14 protein-coding genes and 1 tRNA gene are annotated in these 17,847 nt (G+C 60.4%); 4 read left to right on the forward strand and 11 right to left on the reverse strand.

What is annotated here, in order from left to right:
* The first annotated feature begins 84 nt into the window (after positions 1 to 84).
* Positions 85 to 2,040: a Stk1 family PASTA domain-containing Ser/Thr kinase gene (pknB, locus tag DW233_RS06515; protein WP_118267345.1), complete on the forward strand. Its 1,956-nt coding sequence runs from the start codon at positions 85 to 87 to the stop codon at positions 2,038 to 2,040.
* 279 nt (positions 2,041 to 2,319) lie between these two features.
* Here pknB and DW233_RS06520 read toward each other — a convergent pair.
* From DW233_RS06520 to DW233_RS06550, 7 genes are all read right to left on the reverse strand, one after another.
* Positions 2,320 to 2,395 (reverse strand) — tRNA-Arg (locus tag DW233_RS06520).
* Positions 2,396 to 2,530: 135 nt separating this feature from the next.
* Positions 2,531 to 2,929 carry a DUF956 family protein gene (locus DW233_RS06525; protein ID WP_117736764.1) on the reverse strand — a complete coding sequence of 133 codons (399 nt, stop codon included), beginning with the start codon at positions 2,927 to 2,929 and terminating at the stop codon, positions 2,531 to 2,533.
* A 120-nt stretch (positions 2,930 to 3,049) separates the two neighbouring features.
* Positions 3,050 to 3,970: a PTS system mannose/fructose/sorbose family transporter subunit IID gene (locus DW233_RS06530; protein WP_117564942.1), complete on the reverse strand. Its 921-nt coding sequence runs from the start codon at positions 3,968 to 3,970 to the stop codon at positions 3,050 to 3,052.
* Between the two features lie 16 nt (positions 3,971 to 3,986).
* Positions 3,987 to 4,805: a PTS mannose/fructose/sorbose transporter subunit IIC gene (locus DW233_RS06535; protein WP_118267347.1), complete on the reverse strand. Its 819-nt coding sequence runs from the start codon at positions 4,803 to 4,805 to the stop codon at positions 3,987 to 3,989.
* A gap of 18 nt (positions 4,806 to 4,823) precedes the next feature.
* Positions 4,824 to 5,813 (reverse strand): PTS sugar transporter subunit IIB, encoded by a 990-nt coding sequence (locus DW233_RS06540; protein ID WP_089573275.1) that lies wholly within the window; start codon positions 5,811 to 5,813, stop codon positions 4,824 to 4,826.
* Between the two features lie 374 nt (positions 5,814 to 6,187).
* Positions 6,188 to 6,658, reverse strand: coding sequence for a hydrogenase maturation nickel metallochaperone HypA (locus tag DW233_RS06545; protein ID WP_370448054.1), 471 nt, complete (start codon positions 6,656 to 6,658; stop codon positions 6,188 to 6,190).
* A 54-nt stretch (positions 6,659 to 6,712) separates the two neighbouring features.
* Positions 6,713 to 9,490 carry an FAD-dependent oxidoreductase gene (locus DW233_RS06550; RefSeq protein WP_199574601.1) on the reverse strand — a complete coding sequence of 926 codons (2,778 nt, stop codon included), beginning with the start codon at positions 9,488 to 9,490 and terminating at the stop codon, positions 6,713 to 6,715.
* Positions 9,491 to 9,678: 188 nt separating this feature from the next.
* Between DW233_RS06550 and DW233_RS06555 the strand changes: the two genes are divergently transcribed.
* The 3 genes from DW233_RS06555 (at position 9,679) to DW233_RS06565 (ending at position 13,167) form a co-directional block, all read left to right on the forward strand.
* Positions 9,679 to 10,359, forward strand: coding sequence for a TetR/AcrR family transcriptional regulator (locus tag DW233_RS06555; RefSeq protein WP_118267350.1), 681 nt, complete (start codon positions 9,679 to 9,681; stop codon positions 10,357 to 10,359).
* A 63-nt stretch (positions 10,360 to 10,422) separates the two neighbouring features.
* Positions 10,423 to 11,430: a DUF5692 family protein gene (locus DW233_RS06560; RefSeq protein ID WP_117806530.1), complete on the forward strand. Its 1,008-nt coding sequence runs from the start codon at positions 10,423 to 10,425 to the stop codon at positions 11,428 to 11,430.
* Between the two features lie 237 nt (positions 11,431 to 11,667).
* A complete protein-coding gene (locus DW233_RS06565) occupies positions 11,668 to 13,167 on the forward strand; it encodes a hypothetical protein (protein ID WP_118267352.1) in 1,500 nt (499 codons plus the stop codon).
* 44 nt (positions 13,168 to 13,211) lie between these two features.
* Here DW233_RS06565 and DW233_RS06570 read toward each other — a convergent pair whose 3' ends face one another.
* The 4 genes from DW233_RS06570 to DW233_RS06585 all read right to left on the reverse strand — a co-directional run bounded on the left by DW233_RS06570 (position 13,212) and on the right by DW233_RS06585 (position 17,799).
* A complete protein-coding gene (locus DW233_RS06570) occupies positions 13,212 to 14,564 on the reverse strand; it encodes an ATP-binding protein (RefSeq protein WP_118267354.1) in 1,353 nt (450 codons plus the stop codon).
* Between the two features lie 245 nt (positions 14,565 to 14,809).
* Entirely contained in the window at positions 14,810 to 15,637 is an 828-nt protein-coding gene (locus DW233_RS06575) for an HAD family hydrolase (RefSeq protein WP_158567820.1), read from the reverse strand.
* Entirely contained in the window at positions 15,634 to 16,866 is a 1,233-nt protein-coding gene (locus DW233_RS06580) for a neutral/alkaline non-lysosomal ceramidase N-terminal domain-containing protein (RefSeq protein ID WP_118267358.1), read from the reverse strand. Before DW233_RS06580 ends, DW233_RS06575 begins: the two co-directional genes overlap by 4 nt.
* A gap of 66 nt (positions 16,867 to 16,932) precedes the next feature.
* On the reverse strand, positions 16,933 to 17,799 hold the full coding sequence (locus DW233_RS06585) for a Nif3-like dinuclear metal center hexameric protein (RefSeq protein ID WP_089573283.1): 867 nt from the start codon (positions 17,797 to 17,799) through the stop codon (positions 16,933 to 16,935).
* Positions 17,800 to 17,847 lie beyond the last annotated feature (48 nt).

Below are 17,847 nucleotides of genomic sequence, written 5' to 3' on the forward strand. Positions count from 1 at the left end.
AGCGGCAACGCGCCACACGGCCCCAGCGGCCACATCGTAGGTACTACACACATCGTTGAGCGAATAGTTATGTTAGGAGCAGGAATGGAACAGAGGGTCCTCGGGGGAAGATACCTCCTCAAGGATAAGGTGGGGACAGGCGGCATGGCGACCGTCTACCGTGCACAGGACCAGGTCCTCGACCGCACGGTTGCCGTCAAGATCATGCTGCCGCAGTATGCTGGCGACGCAACCTTCGCCGCACGCTTTAAGCAGGAGGCCCAGGCAGCAGCCGGTCTCTCCTCCCCCTATATCGTGGGCGTCTACGATTGGGGCAAGGACGGCGACACCTATTACATCGTCATGGAGTACCTGCGCGGTACCGACCTTAAGAGCGGCATCAAGAGCCACGGCGCCCTCGACCCCAAGAAGGTCGCCCAGATCGGCTCGCAGATCAGCTCCGCGCTTTCGGTCGCTCACAAGCATGAGATCATCCACCGCGACATCAAGCCGCAGAACATCATGGTGCTGCCCGACGGCAACATCAAGGTGATGGACTTTGGCATCGCGCGCGCCAAGAACAGCCACCTCACGCAGGATAACAACGTGCTGGGCACCGCCCACTATGTAAGCCCCGAGCAGACCCGCGGCCAGGACCTCGGCCCCACCTCGGATATCTACTCGCTGGGTGTCGTCATGTACGAGTGCGCCACCGGCCGCGTACCCTTTGACGGCGACGACGCCATCTCGGTTGCGCTCAAGCAGGTCAACGAGCTGCCCATCCCGCCGAGCCAGATCAACTCCGGCGTCGATGCCGACTTGGAGCGCATCATCCTCAAGTGCATGGAGAAGGACCCGGCAAACCGCTTCCAGACCGCCGACGAGCTGCGTCAGGTGCTCAACAGCTACCTGTCGGGCCGTGCCGTCAACATCTCGGAGCCCACGCGCATCATCGGTGCCCCCGGCGAGCTGGGCGCCACCAAGACTCGCGAGCTTTCCGATCAGACGCGCGCCATGGTGCGTCCCGTCTCGGGCGTGAGCGGCCAGAATACCGCCCGTAGCTCGGTTTCGGGCTCCACCGGCTCCTACGAGGTCGAAAAGCCCAAATCCAACAAGAACAAGATCATCGCCGCCGTGGTGGCAGCCGTTGCCGTCATCGGCATCGTGGTGGCATTTGCCACAGGACTCTTTGGCGGCGAGCAGGTCACCGTTCCCGATGTACTGGGCAAGGACCAGCAGGCTGCCGTCGAGCAGATCAAGGAAGCCGGCCTCGAGGTCGGCACCATCGACCAAAGCTACAACGACGATGTCGACGAAGGCAAGGTCGCCGAGCAAACGCCCAACGGCCACACCAAGAAGGCCAAGGGCACCAAGGTGAACCTGGTGATCTCCAAGGGCCCCAAGCCCTCCGAGAAGGTTGAGGTTCCCAGGCTTGTCGGCCTGACCAAGGACCAGGCAGAAGCCGCGCTGGCAAGCGTTGGCCTGAAGGGCAACGCCTCCGAGGAGGCCAACGAGGCCGATGAGGGCCAGGTCTTTGAGCAGGGCACCGAAGCCGGTAAGGAAGTCGAGAAGGGCACGACCATCTCGTACAAGGTCTCGAGCGGCCCGGATACCACGTCCGTCCCCGACCTGACCGACATGACCGAGGCCCAGGCGCGCAATGCCCTCGATATGGCAGGCTTTGGCGTCGACGTGAGCTACCAGGAGAACGACTCGGTTACCGAGGGCACCGTGATCAGCTGGAACCCCAGCGGCAAGCAGAAGCCCGGCGCCACGATTACCGTCGTCATTGCCAAGAAGTCCGGCAAGGCCTCCGTCCCGGGCAACCTATACGGCAAGAGCATTTCCGCCGCCGTTACCGCGCTCAACAACGCCGGTTTCTATAACATTGGCTTCTGTGACCAGAACGGCAATCCCGTGAGCGGTAACGAGGATGCCACCGTTACGGGCGTCTCCCCCACCGGCAAGCAGTCCACCGACAGCACGATTACGCTGACGGTTGCACTTTCTGGCTCGGGTTCGGGTTCGGGTACGGGCGGCGATTCCGGTACGACCAACTAGTCGCCACCCAACCGCTCATTACGGCTCTCGCCGCAAACATATTCGCTCACAGGCGCCCGCTTGCTCCCCCAGCAAGCGGGCGCTTCATTTTTGATATGGCATTGAACCAGAAAAGCCCGGCACCGTGGCGGTACCGGGCTCGGCAAATCTCTGGTGCCCCCGGGCGGATTCGAAAACTCCCCCCGCGGGGAAATGAGTGACGCGGGTGTCGACGGTCCGAATCCGGCCCTTAGACCAGAAGAGCCCGGCACCGTGGTGGTACCGGGCTCGGCAAATCTCTGGTGCCCCCGGGCGGATTCGAACCGTCGACACCCGCTTTAGGAGAGCGGTGCTCTATCCCCTGAGCTACGGAGGCATGTTGTACTAGTGTAGCAGATTTACTGCATCGCTATACGTCGCATGACTAGACTTCGAAGTTGCGATGGAATAGTTCCTGCCTAAAGCATCTAAAGCCGTATATCAGAGCTATTTCACCACAACTTATGGGGAGCTAGTCGCCTTTATGGAAGAGGCTTTTGATGACGGAGGGGATGCTCTTGGCGCCCTTGGCCGTCACATCGATAAAGTCGGGCGAACGAACGAGCTTGTCCTCGTCAATGTACTTACGCACCGCGCGAAGCGTTTCCTTGTCATTGCGCGTCGAAAACGTAAAGTGGCCATTCTCTTTGGTAAAGATGGCAAAACGCGTAATCTTCTTGGTGCCGCGCAAAACCTCGGCGGCAATATAGTCGACCTCGTCCCACGGGATTTGGATATAATCCTCGGGATTACGCTCGTTATAGTACTCAAACGCCTTATTGCCCACCATCACGTTACCGTGACTGGTAAGCCCCATCAGGCAGGTTGCCGGCGTTGCCAAATCGACCGTGCTGTTCTGAGATTGCGCCATACGCGCCTCGCCCTCCAATAAAAACAATCGGACCGCATCCAGTGTACCCACCGGGTGCGGTCCGTTTCAATGGCTCAAAAGCCCTTGCCTAGCAACTCTCGGTCTTAAGCCGAAGCGTGCTTACATGAAGCCGCAGACGCGACCGATGATGCCGACGGCGAAGAGAGCCAGGATGATGACGATCGGGCTGACCTTCTTCTTGAGGAGCTTGCAGACCAGAAGGGTCAGGCACACGGCGGCAAGGCCGGGGATGAGCTGATCGAGGTTGGCCTGAAGCGTGGTGACCTTCACCGGGTCGAGTGCGTTGGCACCGACAGAGCTGTACATCGTCAATGCCTGCTTGATGCCCTCAGAACCGGCGGGCAGGTTGGCCCAGTCGATATAGGCGCCAGCGGACTGCGTGACCTTGGAGACGACCGGGGTGAAGGAGATGGACACCCAGCGCTCGACCAGGGCGCCGATGATGAACATACCCAGGATGGAAGCACCCTCGGTGACCTTGCCCATCAGACCGCCGGAGAGGTCCTTGGCGATGGAGGAGCCGACCTTGTAGCCAAACTCCTGCGTGTACCACAGGAAGGCGTAACGGATGATGTTCCACGCGAAGAAGAACAGCAGCGGACCGGCGATGCTGCCGGACAGGGCCAGGGAAGCGCCCAGTGCGCCCAGAATCGGGCGAAGGGTGAACCAGAAGGCGGGGTCGCCGACGCCGGCGAGCGGGCCCATCATACCGACCTTGACGCCCTGAATGGCGACGTCGTCAATCGGAGCACCGTTGGCGCGCTCCTCCTCGAGGGCGAGGGTAACGCCAATGACGGGGGCGGAAACATAGGGGTGGGTGTTATAGAACTCCAGGTGGCGCTTAAGAGCGGCAATCTGGTCATCCTTGCTGGTGTAGAGCTTCTTGATCGCAGGGATCATTGCGAAGCACCAGCCGCCATTCTGCATACGCTCGTAGTTCCACGAGCCCTGAAGGAACTGATGACGGAAGCAAACCTTCTTGCGGTCAGCCTTGGTGAGCTGAATCTTGTTCTCTGCCATATGTATCACTCCCCTCCTACTCGTAATCGTTCAGAATGTCGCCGAGCGGGTCACCGGAGCCACCGCTCATGCCGCCACCCTGCTTGGCCAGATCCTTAAGGCCAAGGTAGATGAGGGCAAGGGAGATGCCGATGAGGCCAAGGGCGATCAGCGTGAGCTGAGGGATGGCAGCAAGGACAAAGCCGAGGATGAAGAACGGCCAGGTCTCCTTGGTGGCCATCATGTTGATGACCATGGCGTAACCGACGGAAGCGACCATGCCGCCGCCGACAGCCATGCCGCCGGACAGCCAATCGGGCATAGCGTTAAGCGCGTTGGTAACGGCCTCGGCCGGGATGATGCACAGAAGTACTGCCGGGATGGCGATACGAACACCCTGCATGAGGATGCCGGCGTACTGCCAACGCTCGATGCCGGCGAAGTCGCCCTTCTCGGCGCAGGCGTCCATGCCGTGAACCATAGCGGTAGCCAGGGTACGGCAGATCATGGTCAGGAACAGACCAGCGACCGACAGCGGGACGGCGACGGCGATGGCGGCGGTAACGGCCTTGGCCGAATCGGTGGCGCCACCGTTGAGGGCGAGCACCATGATGATCGAAGAAGCGACCGAGGCCAGAGCGGCGTCAGGCGCGACGGCGGCGCCGACGTTAGCCCAGCCAAGGGCCATCATCTGGAGCGAACCGCCCAGGAGGATGCCCTCCTGAAGGTGACCGGTTACGAGACCGATAAGCGTGCATGCCACGAGCGGCTGATGGAACTGGAACTCATCCAGAATGCCTTCCATACCGGCAAGCAACGCGACAATCGCAACAAGCAGAATAGTGATTGCAGACATGTATCGGACCCTCCTTTACTATGCTTGAGCGGCCAGTTCGGCCTTTGCTTTCTTCAACATGGCGTCGAGATCCTCGGAGGAATCCGAAGGAACCTTGCGGACCTCGAACTTGACGCCCTTGGCCTTGAGGGCCTCGATGGTCTTGACGTCGTCATCGCCCATAGCGACAGCGTTAGTGACGACGACCTTGCCCTTGGAGTGGGCCATGGAACCGATGTTGGCTTCCTTGATGTCGACGCCGGCCTCGATGGCCCTGAGTAGATCCTGCGGGTTCTCGAACAGCAGCATGGCCTTGGTGTCGCCAAAGCGCGTGTCCTTGACGACCTCGGCCATCTTCTTGATGGGCACGACGTTGGCGTGGACTCCCGGAGGGGCAGCCTGCTCGATCATGGTCTTGCGGAGCTCGTCGTGAGCAACGCCGTCGGAGACCACGATGATGCGGTTGGGGTTGATCTGCTTGGTCCACGTGGTGGCCACCTGACCATGCAGCAGACGCGTGTCGATACGGACGTGGGCGATCTTGATGTGCCCGTCGCCGATCACCGTTCCCGGAGGAATGGCACCCGCAGGAGCAGCGGCGGCCGCAGCCGGCTTCTTCTCCTCGGGCTCCAGAGACTCGGGCTTGACGCGCACGCCGGCCTTAGCCTCAGTCACGAGATGTTTTGCGATCGCATGTGCAGTGTTCTTTGCGTCAAAGCGCTGCGAATATGCCTCGATGAGCATAGGCAGGTTGACACCGGTGACGATAGCCCAGGAATCATGGCCCTCGATGAGACCGCTGATCTGGTTGAAGGGCGTGCCGCCCCACAGATCAACGAGGAAGAGCACCTGCTCCTGGTCCTCGAAGGAAGCGATTGCCTCCTCGACCTTGGCGCGGAAGTCGTCGGGGCCCATGCTCGGCTCGAGCGAGACCACGGCTACAGACGGCTGATCGCCAAAGACCATCGAGCCCGTCTGCTTGATTCCAGCCGCCAAGTCACCATGGCTAGCAAGAACAATACTTACCATCACATAACCTCCTTTTTGTCTACGTAATTCCTACACGACAGTTATGGAGTATAGCTGCAAATACAGCAGAATTGTTTGAAAAACTGCAAAAGGTAGCATTATTTGTTTAAACGTCTTGTTTTGTTACAAGCTGATTACATTCCAGTATTTTGGCTGATTTGCTGCTGAGGATTGATAGCTGATCTATGTACATGACCGAATTGAGCACGCTGTTCATTATTGCTGGTTTTAAACAGACACAAATGTGCTCGGGTTGAGGCTATTTCGTTTAAACAGATGGTGCTTGACTAATGGTAAGAAATATGCTCTAGCAAAGTAATCGTTGGGGACGTTCTTTAATGACTAGTCGTTTAAGAACGTCCCCAACGACTAAGTTAGGCGATATGGAGGGGGTTGGCGGCGTCGACGGCGTCGGGGGCATCGGAGAGGCCGTCGGGGGCAGCGTCTGTCGGGTCCTCGTCGGGGGTCTCGATCTGCTTGATCATGACCTCCTGGCCCTGCAGCAGATAGGTCTCGCCGCTACCGCAATGGGGGCAGGTCTTGCCGTGCTCGACCGTCGCGTAGTCGCAGCCGCACGCCTCGCAATGCGTCACGGCCTCGACAGGCTCCACAATAAGCTCCGCGCCCTGCGTGATAGGCTTTTTATCTGCCGCCCAGCGCCAAGCGTCAAGCAGCAGATCGGGAACGACGCCCGAGACCTCGCCCAGCAGCAACGTCACACTCGAAACGCGACGCACGCCATTGGCGCGCGCCACATTCTCAACATCGCGAATGATGTGATACACAATCCCTAATTCATGCAAGTCGAAACCCTTTCTGCAGAGGTTGATTCGATGCAAACTCAAAGCAAGGGGACGGCGAAATCTAGTCTGCGCCGTCCCCTTACCCGCCATGGTTACCTATTTACGACCGAACTTAATCTTGATGGCGCGCTTCAAAGCGTACTTGCCGAGGCTCGGGAGCTTTTGCTCGTATTTGACCATCGTGGAGCACTCGGGGCGGTCGCGATCCAGATGGATGGCATCGAACGCGCACTTGGTGGTGCACAGGCCACAGCCGATGCACTTGTTGGGGTCGACGATCGAGGCGCCGCAGCCCAGGCAACGGGCGGTCTCGGCGCGCACCTGTTCCTCGGTAAAGGTCTCAACATACTCGCTAAACGGCGCAGCCTTCTCGCGCTCGCGGTCCACGTGGGCAACCTCGCGGCTCGCGTTGTCGTAGCTCTCGATCACGACATCGTCGCGGTCGAGCGCGGTGTAGCGGCGCTGGTTGCGGCCGATGGTGAGCGTGGATCCCGGCTGCACAAAGCGATGGATGGACACGGCGGCCTCGTGACCGGCGGCGATGGCATAGATGGCAAAGCTCGGACCGGTATAGACGTCGCCGCCCACAAAGATGTCGGGCTCGGCGGTCTGATAGGTCTGGGGATCGGCAAGGGCGCCCTGGCCGCGGCCGAGCTCTACCTTGGAGCCTGCCAGCAGGTCGCCCCACACAATGGACTGGCCAATCGACATGACCACGCGGTCGGCATCGACGCGGCGCAGGTCGTTCTCGTCGTACTCGGGTGCAAAACGGCCCTCGTCATCATAGACACGCGTGCAGCGCTTGAAAGTGATGCCGCACACACGGCCGGCCTCGTCCAGATGGATCTCCTTAGGGCCCCAACCGCAGCTGATGTGCGCGCCGTCCTCAATGGCCTCGCGACGCTCCTCCTCGCTGGCGGGCATCTGGGCCTCGCTCTCCAGGCAGAACAACTCAACATACTCGGAGCCCAGACGGCAGGCGTTGCGGGCAACGTCGATGGCCACGTTACCGCCGCCCACCACGATGGTGCGGCCGGGCAGCGCGTCAATCTTGCCGCTGTTGACCTCGCGCAAAAAGTCGACGGCCACGGTCACACCCTCGGCGTCCTCGCCCGGAATGCCGGCAAGGCGGCCGCCCTGGCAGCCGATGGCAACATAAAAGGCCTTAAAGCCCTGCTCGCGCAGCTCGTCGAGCGTCACATCGCGACCGACTTCCACGCCATAGCGGAACTCGGCACCCATCAGGCGAATGATCTCGACCTCGGCCTCGATAACATCCTTCTGCAGCTTAAAGCTGGGAATGCCGTAGGTGAGCATGCCACCCGGGCGCTCGTTTTTCTCGAACACGACGGGCTTGTAGCCCTTCTCGGCAAGATAAAAAGCGCAGGACAGACCGGCCGGGCCGGCACCGATGATGGCAATCTTCTGGTCGAAGCCGCCAGCGCGCGTCGGCGTCACCACGGGCGGGACGTAGCGGGTCGCAGCGTCCAGATCGCGCTGGGCGATAAACTTCTTGACCTCGTCGATGGCCACGGCCTCGTCCACGCGACCACGGGTACAGGCATCCTCGCAGCGGCGGTTGCACACACGGCCGCAGATAGCGGGCAGCGGGTTCTCGCGCTTAATGAGCGCCAGAGCCTCGTCGTAGCGGCCCTGCGCCGCAAGCTTTAAGTAGCCCTGAACGGCAACGTGAGCGGGGCAAGCCGTCTTGCAGGGCGCGGTGCCAGACTCGTGCGTCTCGATGCGGTTGTCGTTGCGGTAGTTGGGCGACCACTTGGTGTGATCCCACTTGGTGGCATCGGGCAGCTCCTGGCGCGGATACTCGGGCACGCGGCCGCCGGCCTTTTTGCTGCAGAGCTTCTGGCCCAGTTTGGCGGCGCCGGCCGGACACACCTCAACGCAGCGACCGCAGGCCACGCACTTGTCCTTCTCGACCTTGGCGACATAGGCTGAGCGCGACAGGTTGGGCGTGTTGAACAGCTGCGAAGTGCGCAGGGCGTAGCACACGTTGACGTTGCAGTTGCAGATGGCGAAGATTTTGTTCTCACCGTCGATGTTGGTGATCTGGTGCACAAAGCCGTTGTCCTCGGCCTGGCGCAGGATGTCGTAGACCTCCTCGCGCGTCACATAATGGCCGCGATCGGTCTCGACCACGTAGTCGGCCATATCGCCCACGGCGATGCACCAATCGGCCGGGTCGTCGGCGCAGCCCTCTCCCATCACGCGACGGCTCGCGCGGCAGCTGCAGGTGCTAGCGGCATATTTGCCATCGTATTTGTCGAGCCAATGCTCGATATGCTCGATCGGCACCGAGGTGCTCGCGGCATCGATGGCCTTCTCGACCGGAATGACATGCATGCCGATGCCGGCACCGCCGGGCGGCACCATCGGCGTGGCCTTGGACAGCGGTCCCTTGGACGCCTGCTCAAAGAACTTGGCATAGACCGGATGCTCCTCGAGCTGACCCATGCGCATGTTGAGGAACTCGGCAGAACCCGGCACCAGCATGGGCAGCACCCACTGCTTGGCGCGCTCGGGGTTTTCCCAGTTGTACTCGAGCAGACCCGTGTAGCTCATGTCGTCGAGCATCTTCTCGATATCGGCTTCGGGCATGCCGGTGAGCTTGACCATCTCGGGCAGCGTATAGGGACGGCGCATCTTCATCTTGCAGAGCACTTCGGCCTGCTCGTCGGTTGCGGCCTCGGCAAACGACCAGTACTCGTAGCCCAGCAGCTCGTCGCGGTGCAACAGGCGGTTGGTGCAGTGCTCACACAGTTTGACGATGGCCTCGCGCGGATGCTCCGGTATCGGCGGCACGAACTCCGCGCCGATATCGGGCTCGGTATAGCTAATCCCCGGTCCGTTGAGAATCATAGTCGTCCCTTCTCTTGCCACAGCCCGGCGAGACCGCGGCGCCCCTCTTTGTACGGGTTCGACATGCCCCCACGCCGTTCACCCGCTATTGTTGACATTGTGTCAAAAACAGTATTGACGAACCGTCAACAATATTCAAGACTGTTAGGCGAACGGTCGGGCCCAAACGGATGAAAGGCGGCAAACGCATGAGCGATAACACGGCAAACATCTCTGTGGCTGATGCCGTCCCCGTGGCTGATGCCGTCCTCGCGTCCGACAGCACGGCAAAGCGCCTGACGGGCGACGAACGCCGTCGCGAGATCCTCGATGCCGTGCGCACCGTAAGCTCCGAGCTGGGCGTGTCCCACCTATCGGTATCGGCCGTGACCAAGCGAGCCGGCTGCACGCGCTCGCTGTTCTACCACTACTTCGCCGACATGGACGCCGCCGTCACCGCCGTCATGGACGAGGCAATCGACGGTTTTATCTCCGAGCTCGAGCAGTGGAATGCCGGCCGCACCGTTGGTGATATCGAGGGCGCGCTCGACACCGTCGCCCCGCTCTTTAAGCGCCTGGTCGCCAGCGGCCACGAGCTGCCGAGCACGCTCACCTCGAGCAGCGGCGCGCTCTACGGCGGCTTTTTGCACAACGTGGTCCAGCGCGTGGCGCAGTATATCTGCGATACCACCGTGGTGGATTTTGTCGCCCATCATGAGCTACGCATCGACCATGTCTACGAGACGTTCTACACCCTCATCATGGGTCTTTTGATGTATATCCGCACGCACCCCGATGTGCCCGACGAGACGGTCAAGGAAATCATCGCCTCGACACTCCACATCGAGGGCTATACCGCCAAGTATCCGGAGCGCAAGCCCCAGAACTGACGACATTTGGCCAAACTGCCCGCGATCAGAAGAGGGGCCGCGGGCGTGTGAAAGGAGAGCAGCATGCTGTTCGATGTTTGGGGTAGCGATACCCTTATCCACTGGGCCGGCTGGGCCATGGTCTTTATTGGCCTGATTGTACTCAACGAGGTCGGCCGCCGCACCAAGCTGGGCGCGGCAATTATCTTTGGCGTAGCTCCGCTTGCCATGACCATCTACTGCGTCGCCATCGCCATCGGCGTTTCGCAGGGTGCCGAGTGGGCGCTCACCAACCCCACCCATGTGTACCAGAACAGCTGGTTCCACTACGCCAAGGTATACGCGGCGCTGGCCGGTTGCTGGGGCTTCATTGCCATTAAGTACCAGTGGGGCAAGATCGGCAAGGCGCATTGGTTCCGCGCGTGGCCGTTTGTGATCGTTGCCATCAACATCATGATCGCCGTCGTGTCCGACTTCGAGAGTGCCTATCACTTCTTTGTCCTGGGCCAGTCCACCTGGGTCACCTCCGAAGGTGCTACGCAGCTGGCCGGCTGGAACAACGTGTTCAACGGCATCGCCGGTATCATCAACATCTTCTGCATGACCGGTTGGTGGAGCGTCTACGCCTCCGAGGACAAGACCGACATGCTGTGGCCCGACATGACCTGGGTCTACATCATCGCCTACGATATCTGGAACTTCTGCTACACCTACAACTGCCTGCCCACCCACTCCTGGTTCTGCGGCTTTGCGCTGCTGCTGGCGCCCACCGTCGCCGCCTTTATCTGGAACAAGGGCGGCTGGATCCAGAACCGCGCCTTTACGCTGGCCATTTGGTGCATGTTTGCCCAGGTGTTCCCCTACTTCCAGGAGGAGTCCATCTTTGTGACCCACTCCACGCTCGACCCCGGCGCCGCTACCGCGGTCTCGATCGCCGCACTGGTCGCCAACGTCGCCGCAATCATCTACATCGCCTACCGCGCCAAGAAGCTCGGCCGCAATCCCTACAAGCAGGATGTCTTTGAGGGCACCAGCGATTGGGAGAAGGCCACCGCTCGCCGCGCCAAGGTTGATTACGCGCACGCCGAGTAACGTGTTGGCCGCTGTTGGCACTTGGGCATAGGCCCGCTCACCAGGCCTTTCAATCCAATGTCTCACAAAGCCCCGGAAAGCGATTCGCTCGCTTTCCGGGGGCTTTTTGTCGTTGCGCCTCTATTCATCTATTCAAAAAAACGCGCATATATAAAATCGGATTTCAAATCATGCGGCGGCTCTATGGAGCCCCGTTTTTGGGTACAGTGTTGTCCCGATATCGAGCTTGGGGGATATATGAAAGATGAGACGATGGGCCAAGAGGACGCGGCCCAAGATGCAGAAGCGTGTGCCGAGGCCCTGGAGAGCCTAGACCAGATCGCGCTGGCCGAGATTGCGTTTGACGATTCGAGCGTTGATGTGCAGGATGAGCCGGAAATCGAGGCGCAGCCCGATGATCAGGATGCAAAAGACGATGTTGAGCCTGCCGAAGACGAGGCAGATCACGAAGACACCGAAAGCGAGGCCGACGACCAGCCCGAATCCGACACGAGCGAGGAAACCATCTTGCTCGACAACTTGCCGGCCGAAGATTCGCTGACCCGCGAGCTCCCTGGCTTAGGCTCTGCGCCTGCCGTGGACGAGACCATCGCCATGGGCGATATTCCCCTACCGTCCGTTCCTTCGGCACGCGAAGCCGAGGCTCGTCATCGTAAGATGCCGCCCAAGCGCCGCAACCTGATGGTTGCCGGCGTTGTGGCCGTCGCGCTCGTCGCCGGCGGCGCAGGCTATGCTGCCTGGAACGGATATCAGCAAGAGCAGGCTGCCGCTGTCGCCGCCAGTGCGCACACGATGATGTCGGTGCAGATTGGCGTGCATGCCGCGGGCCTCGACTGTTCCACCGGCTCCAAGATTCCCGTACAGGTGAGCGGCCAGGATTCTGACGGCTCCTCTGTGAGTGAGACGCTCTATGTTGACGAGCACGGTCACGGCATTAAGCTGCTGCCTGGCGATTACACGCTCTCCGTTGCCGCCTCCCCCATCGCGTCCGACGGCACCGTCTATACCGTGCCGACCACCAAGGCGCAGGTCACGATCGAGAGCGACGGACAGGACCTAAGCAGCCAGGCCGCCTTTAAGCTCAAGGTGCCTTCGGCCGACACGGTAACCGACGACCAGATCGATGCCGCCGCCAAATATGCCGAGGAGGGAGGCGCGAGCTCCGCCGCCACCGCCAAGGTGCTCCAGCAGGCGGCAACCGCACGGCGCGACGCCGCCGTCAATGCCGTGAGCGCGCAAAAGGCACAGGCGGCCCGTGATGCCGACGCCCGTCACAAGGCAACCGACCTCTACCAGCTCGATATCCCCGTCGAGTGGTACGGCAAGGTCGAGACTTGGCAAAATGGCAGCACGCTATGCATCTATCTTGCCGGCGACAGCGATACGCCGATTGTGACGCTCGTCGCGGTGCGCGAGGGCGAGAGCTTTACGCCCGATGAGGGCGATACGGTTTTGGGTGCGGCCAACCTAGGCAACGGTTATACCGTCTACGCCAGCGGCCCCGTCTATCCGTACGTGGTGCCCCAGACCATCAACGGACGGACGCAGAATCCCTTGTCAACCTACCCCATGGACACGGCCATTGAGCTTGTCGAGCTCACGACCGGCAACCGCTACACCTATAGCCAGATCAAGAACGTACTGGTCGGCAAAGACGGCAAAGCAAACGCCGCGACCAAACTCGAGACCGACTATCTCGCCCAGATTCTCCTGCCGAGCATCAAGGCCCTGGACTAGCGGACCATGACACCTGAGTCCTGGCCTCGCAAATCCATAGACGATTAGGAAAGGAGCCACTTCCATGCGGGCACAGCATGTACCACGCCGTGTTTGCATGGAATATCGGCCTGCTCATCCATGGTAACGATTGCCGACTCGCCAAGATCAAACTGGGCCATCGCGGCATCGAGCGCGGCAATTTCGCGCTCGCGCGTTTTCTCGCTTGTCATATCCACACTTACCTGAATCAGGCCGTAAGCCTGCATGAGCAGTGCATCCCCAGCCACAAAGTCCACCTCATGGCTTTTATTCTTATCTTTAATCAGCAGGCGGCAAACCGAACCGGGCCGCACGGCGGGGGTCCTTCTTCTGAGCGCATTGAACACTGCGGTCTCGAGCCTCTGGCCCTGGTCCAATGCCGATGCGGGAGAGAATGCTCCAAACATCGCAGGGTCGACAGCGTAGACCTTAGACGCAGACCGCATGTTATTTGCCAGTGAACGCGTGAACTCCGGCACAGAAAATAACAGGTGGGCGTCCTCATAATACTCAAGTAAATCGCTGAGCGAATTACGACTGACGGGTATCTGTCTGCTCTTGAACTCGTTGTACACTTTGTTCACTGACAGCTCTCGTCCCGAAGATGCCATACACCGCGTCAAGAACAGCGATGCCAGGCGAGGGTTCTTGACGTCGTAACGTTCAACGACGTCCATGGCGACCGTTCGCGAAGCATATTCCTGTAGCAGCTGAATCGCGTCTGCAGGCGTCTGCTCAAGTGTCGCGATGAATCCCCCTTGTTCAAGATACCCGATCAGATGATGTCGAAGCAGCGCTGCATCGCTCGGGGAAAAGGTCGCATCTGGCTCGGGAACGCTCCCCGTCTTATATCGAACGTATTCCGAAAAACTCAACGGAAAAAGCTCTCGCACAAGAGAACGACCCCTGAACTCGCTCTTAAGTTCTGAGGACAGCATCTTAGAAGAAGATCCCGTCACGTAGACGGTCGCTTTCTCCGTATCGACCACACGCCGCAGAAACGCACCCCATTCGGGAATTTCCTGGATTTCGTCGAAGAAAATGTAGGCACCCTCGGTTCGAGCAGCAGGATATAGCGCATAGAATGTATCGAGCACGTCCGCTAGCAGCGACGGCTCATACGGACGCAAGCGCTCATCCTCAAAATTGAAATAAAGCATCCGGTCAAGCTCGATACCTTGACCCTGAAGCCGCTGCATCTCCTGATACAGGCGATACGTCTTTCCACAACGACGGGCTCCCACAATCACATTTACGATGTTGTCGCGCTTGGGTTCCTGCGGGTTTCCCAGATCAAGGTCGCGCTCAAAGACCTGTGGAACTCCTTGTTGCTCAAAGTCCTTTATTTTCTGGGCCACCAAGTCGTTGAATGCCATGATTCTCCAATCTTGCTTATATGCTAATCAAGATTATATCGATTCTTGATTAGCAGATAAGTAAGATTGTGTGAAGCTTGATTAGTAGTTAAGCAAGTTTTTCACTGTCGAATTGCCCGGGTGATCACATGCCTCGGATGGCTACAAAACAGTTGAGGGGTCAAATGCTCCCGTTAGAGCCGTGATAAAAATTAACTAGGAACATTTGGCCCCCTCAGTCCTGCAGGGTATTGTAAAGTGCGGGGCTAGATCAGGCCGAAGTGTTCCATGGCCTGGGCGACGCCGTCGTCTGCACAGGGGACCGCGACGTAGTCGGCGGCCTCGCGCACATGGGGTGCTGCCTGGCCCATCGCCACGGCAACGTCCGCGGTCTCAAAGAGAGACAGATCGTTCTCGGAATCACCGAAGGCAAAGACACGCGCCGGCGCCGCACCCGCCGCAGCAGCGAGCTCCGCGAGCAGGGCCCGGGCCCCAGCACCTTTGGACACCCCGGGCATGACGAGCTCGTGGCTCCCCTCGCCCACGTTGTAGTAGCCGAGCTCCTCCATCAAAAAGTCGCTCGCCCGGTAGGCCCCGTACGCCTCGTCGACAAAATCGACCTTGGCAAACCGCAGGTCGGGCTTGGTACTACGCATCTCCTCGAGGTCGCACGCCACAGGACCCCAGTTGTAGAGGCTCCCACCGCTCGCGTTGAGCTCCAGGCAGAGCTCCGTCCCCTCAAAAAAGGCGGGCATCCCCACGCGGAGCATCTCCGCTACCATGCGCTCGAGCACCGCGCGCGGAAAGCAACAGTCGAGGATAACCTTGCCGTCGAGCACCACGTGCGCTCCGTCGAGCGAAACATATCCGCGAAACGGGAGGTTGTTGAGCAGCTGGTCGATCCCCACCCGGGCGCGTCCAGTCGAGAGAATCGGAATGCCGCCGCGCTCGGCGAACTCCTCCACGGCGCGCACCACGCGCTCAGTGGGAAAGCTGCCGGGGCCCGTTACGGGATCGCGGCACACCAACGTCCCGTCAACGTCGAAAAACGCAACGACCGGACCCTTCTCTAAGCGCACCCCGCCGGCGCTCACAGCTGCTCCCCATAGGACGCGAGCATCTGCTCGGTCCAACCCTTGGGCATCTGAGTCACGTAGCTCTCGTAGCTCGAACCACCATAGGTGTGGGCGGCGACAAAATAGCCCTGGTAATCGTTGGCGTAGCCGATGATCACCGGATGCTTGCCCGTCCCGTCGAACGCACCCTTGACGATGGCGCCTAGCTCGCTTGCAAGCTCGCCGGGGAAGGTCGTGAACACCACCGAGCCAAAGTCGAGCGTCGTCATCGCAACGGTGAAGTCCATCTCGTGGCGCTGGAGCTGCTGCTCGAGCATCTCCTTCTCGGTATCGGCGAGTTTCTTCTCGTCAAACGTGGGATTGTTGGCGAGCACCTCGAGCACCTCGTCAAGCTGCGCCTGGTACTGCGGGTAAAAGTCCTCGTTTTTGTAGTGGACATGGTGCTCAAACCGCGAAACCTTGGGCGCAGCGAGCTCAATGGGCTCAAAGGCGCCCTTCATGATCTCGCCCGCGATGCCGTTGCTCACGCGGCGGAGCTCCGCAAAGTCGTTGCCCTGGCGGAACTGTCGGTTGCCCAAATCGCCCGAGGCGCCGGTAAAGATATACGGCACGCAGCCGATCCAGTCCGCAAGCTTGTCGCGCACGCCTCCCTGCACGTCGGTCGTGAGCAGGCGGTTGGTGGGGCCGACCACCGTGGCATGGCAGTTGAAGTTGAGCATCGCGCCCAGCGTCTTGCCGCCCTCAGCCACAAAGCGCAGCACCAGGGCCTCATCGTCAAACGGCAGGTCGGCATCGTTGCGGTTGGAATACCAACCGCGTACGTGCCTCGTGAGCATCTCGGGCGCGGCGTCGACGAGCTCCTCATCCAAACCCGTCGCCGCCTGCAGCACCAGCCCCGTGACCAGCTCGACATAGCCGGGCGTGGTGGGGATGCCCATGGCGCCCGCGCCCTCAAAGCCGTTGGCGCACGAGTGCGAGTGGATGGAGTTGATCACGATGTTCTCGCTCGCGACCCCAAGCCCCGCGGCGAGGCCCTCGCGCATCGCGCGGGTCGTCTGGGCCGTGAGGATGCACACGTCGATCGATACAAAGAGCGACCGTGTGCCCTCGACCTCGAGCAGGAGCAGCGTCGCACGCGGCGTATCGTGCACGCCCGTCGCCGGCTGCTTGCGGATGGGATGGATATAGCCCTCCATCCAAAACGTGCCCGCGGGAGTGATATCGACAGATATGCTTGCAGCCTTCATGGCTCTCCTTTCAAAAAAGCCCGAGACGCACAGGGCGCCCCGGGCATGCAGTGCAGATATTGTTCGCTATGCGACCACGTAGCGGTACGTGTCGCCCATCGGCACAAACGTGGCCGGGATTTCGCTCGTCCCCAGAGCCTCGGGCAGCCAGTTGACCATGTACTCCATACCGGGCTCCTCCAGGTTGAAGTGCCCGATGGTGATGGCGCACCGGTTTTGGCCGAGCATGCCAGAGTCGCGGATGTACTCGCACGTGGTGAAATCGATGAACTCCATCGTCATAAGGCAGTCGTTGGCCTCGGCATCGGTGCGATTGATTTCGGCGGTATCGCTCTTGGCGTCGCCGGTCACATGCATCGGGACGCGAACGCTCTTGACGCGTGCGTGCGGGTCGCCGGTAATACGTGTGCCGTTGAGGCCGAGCTTGTGCACGAGCTCCTGCGCGAGCTCCGTGGCGTCTGTCTCGGGGATCTGGTACTCCAGGCAAAAGCCCTTGTCCTCGCCCATGCGGTAGTCGAGCCAGCCGAGCTTATCGGCCAGGCCGTAGAAGATGCCGTCTGCCAGAGCACCGTCCGCGTCGATGGGCACGCGCGAGTGGATATAGTCGTGGCAGCGCCAGACGGCACCGCCCCACTCGTCGAGCAGGGTCTTCTTGGCCTTGAACGTTACGGTATCGCCCACCACGTCCTGATGGTCGCCATGGTTCCAAAAAAGTGCCTCGTGGCTGATGATCAGGTTGGCGCCAAGCTCCTGAGCGCGGCGGATGATATCTGCCGTGGGCCAGATGCAGGTAACGATGCCCGTGCACTCGGTGTCGGTAGCGCCGTAGAGCACCTGGTCACGCGTAGTCGCGTCGTCGATTGCCTTGCCGGTAAACGAGTCCACGCCTGTCGAGAAGTCCTTGACGTGTTGGATAACCTCGCTGATGAGCATATGAATCTCCTTTTGGAACTAAATGACCAACCGCATGTGCCGTCTGAG

It is taken from the genome of Collinsella sp. AM20-15AC (assembly GCF_003471405.1).
In the GTDB taxonomy this organism is placed as follows: domain Bacteria; phylum Actinomycetota; class Coriobacteriia; order Coriobacteriales; family Coriobacteriaceae; genus Collinsella.

Bases quoted from the DNA above. Each gene is read 5' to 3' on its own strand.
- pknB (WP_118267345.1), top strand. From the start codon at position 85: ATGGAACAGAGGGTCCTCGGGGGAAGATACCTCCTCAAGGATAAGGTG.
- DW233_RS06525 (WP_117736764.1), bottom strand. From the start codon at position 2,929: ATGGCGCAATCTCAGAACAGCACGGTCGATTTGGCAACGCCGGCAACC.
- DW233_RS06530 (WP_117564942.1), bottom strand. From the start codon at position 3,970: ATGGCAGAGAACAAGATTCAGCTCACCAAGGCTGACCGCAAGAAGGTT.
- DW233_RS06535 (WP_118267347.1), bottom strand. From the start codon at position 4,805: ATGTCTGCAATCACTATTCTGCTTGTTGCGATTGTCGCGTTGCTTGCC.
- DW233_RS06540 (WP_089573275.1), bottom strand. From the start codon at position 5,813: ATGGTAAGTATTGTTCTTGCTAGCCATGGTGACTTGGCGGCTGGAATC.
- DW233_RS06550 (WP_199574601.1), bottom strand. From the start codon at position 9,490: ATGATTCTCAACGGACCGGGGATTAGCTATACCGAGCCCGATATCGGC.
- DW233_RS06555 (WP_118267350.1), top strand. From the start codon at position 9,679: ATGAGCGATAACACGGCAAACATCTCTGTGGCTGATGCCGTCCCCGTG.
- DW233_RS06560 (WP_117806530.1), top strand. From the start codon at position 10,423: ATGCTGTTCGATGTTTGGGGTAGCGATACCCTTATCCACTGGGCCGGC.
- DW233_RS06565 (WP_118267352.1), top strand. From the start codon at position 11,668: ATGAAAGATGAGACGATGGGCCAAGAGGACGCGGCCCAAGATGCAGAA.
- DW233_RS06570 (WP_118267354.1), bottom strand. From the start codon at position 14,564: ATGGCATTCAACGACTTGGTGGCCCAGAAAATAAAGGACTTTGAGCAA.
- DW233_RS06580 (WP_118267358.1), bottom strand. From the start codon at position 16,866: ATGAAGGCTGCAAGCATATCTGTCGATATCACTCCCGCGGGCACGTTT.
- DW233_RS06585 (WP_089573283.1), bottom strand. From the start codon at position 17,799: ATGCTCATCAGCGAGGTTATCCAACACGTCAAGGACTTCTCGACAGGC.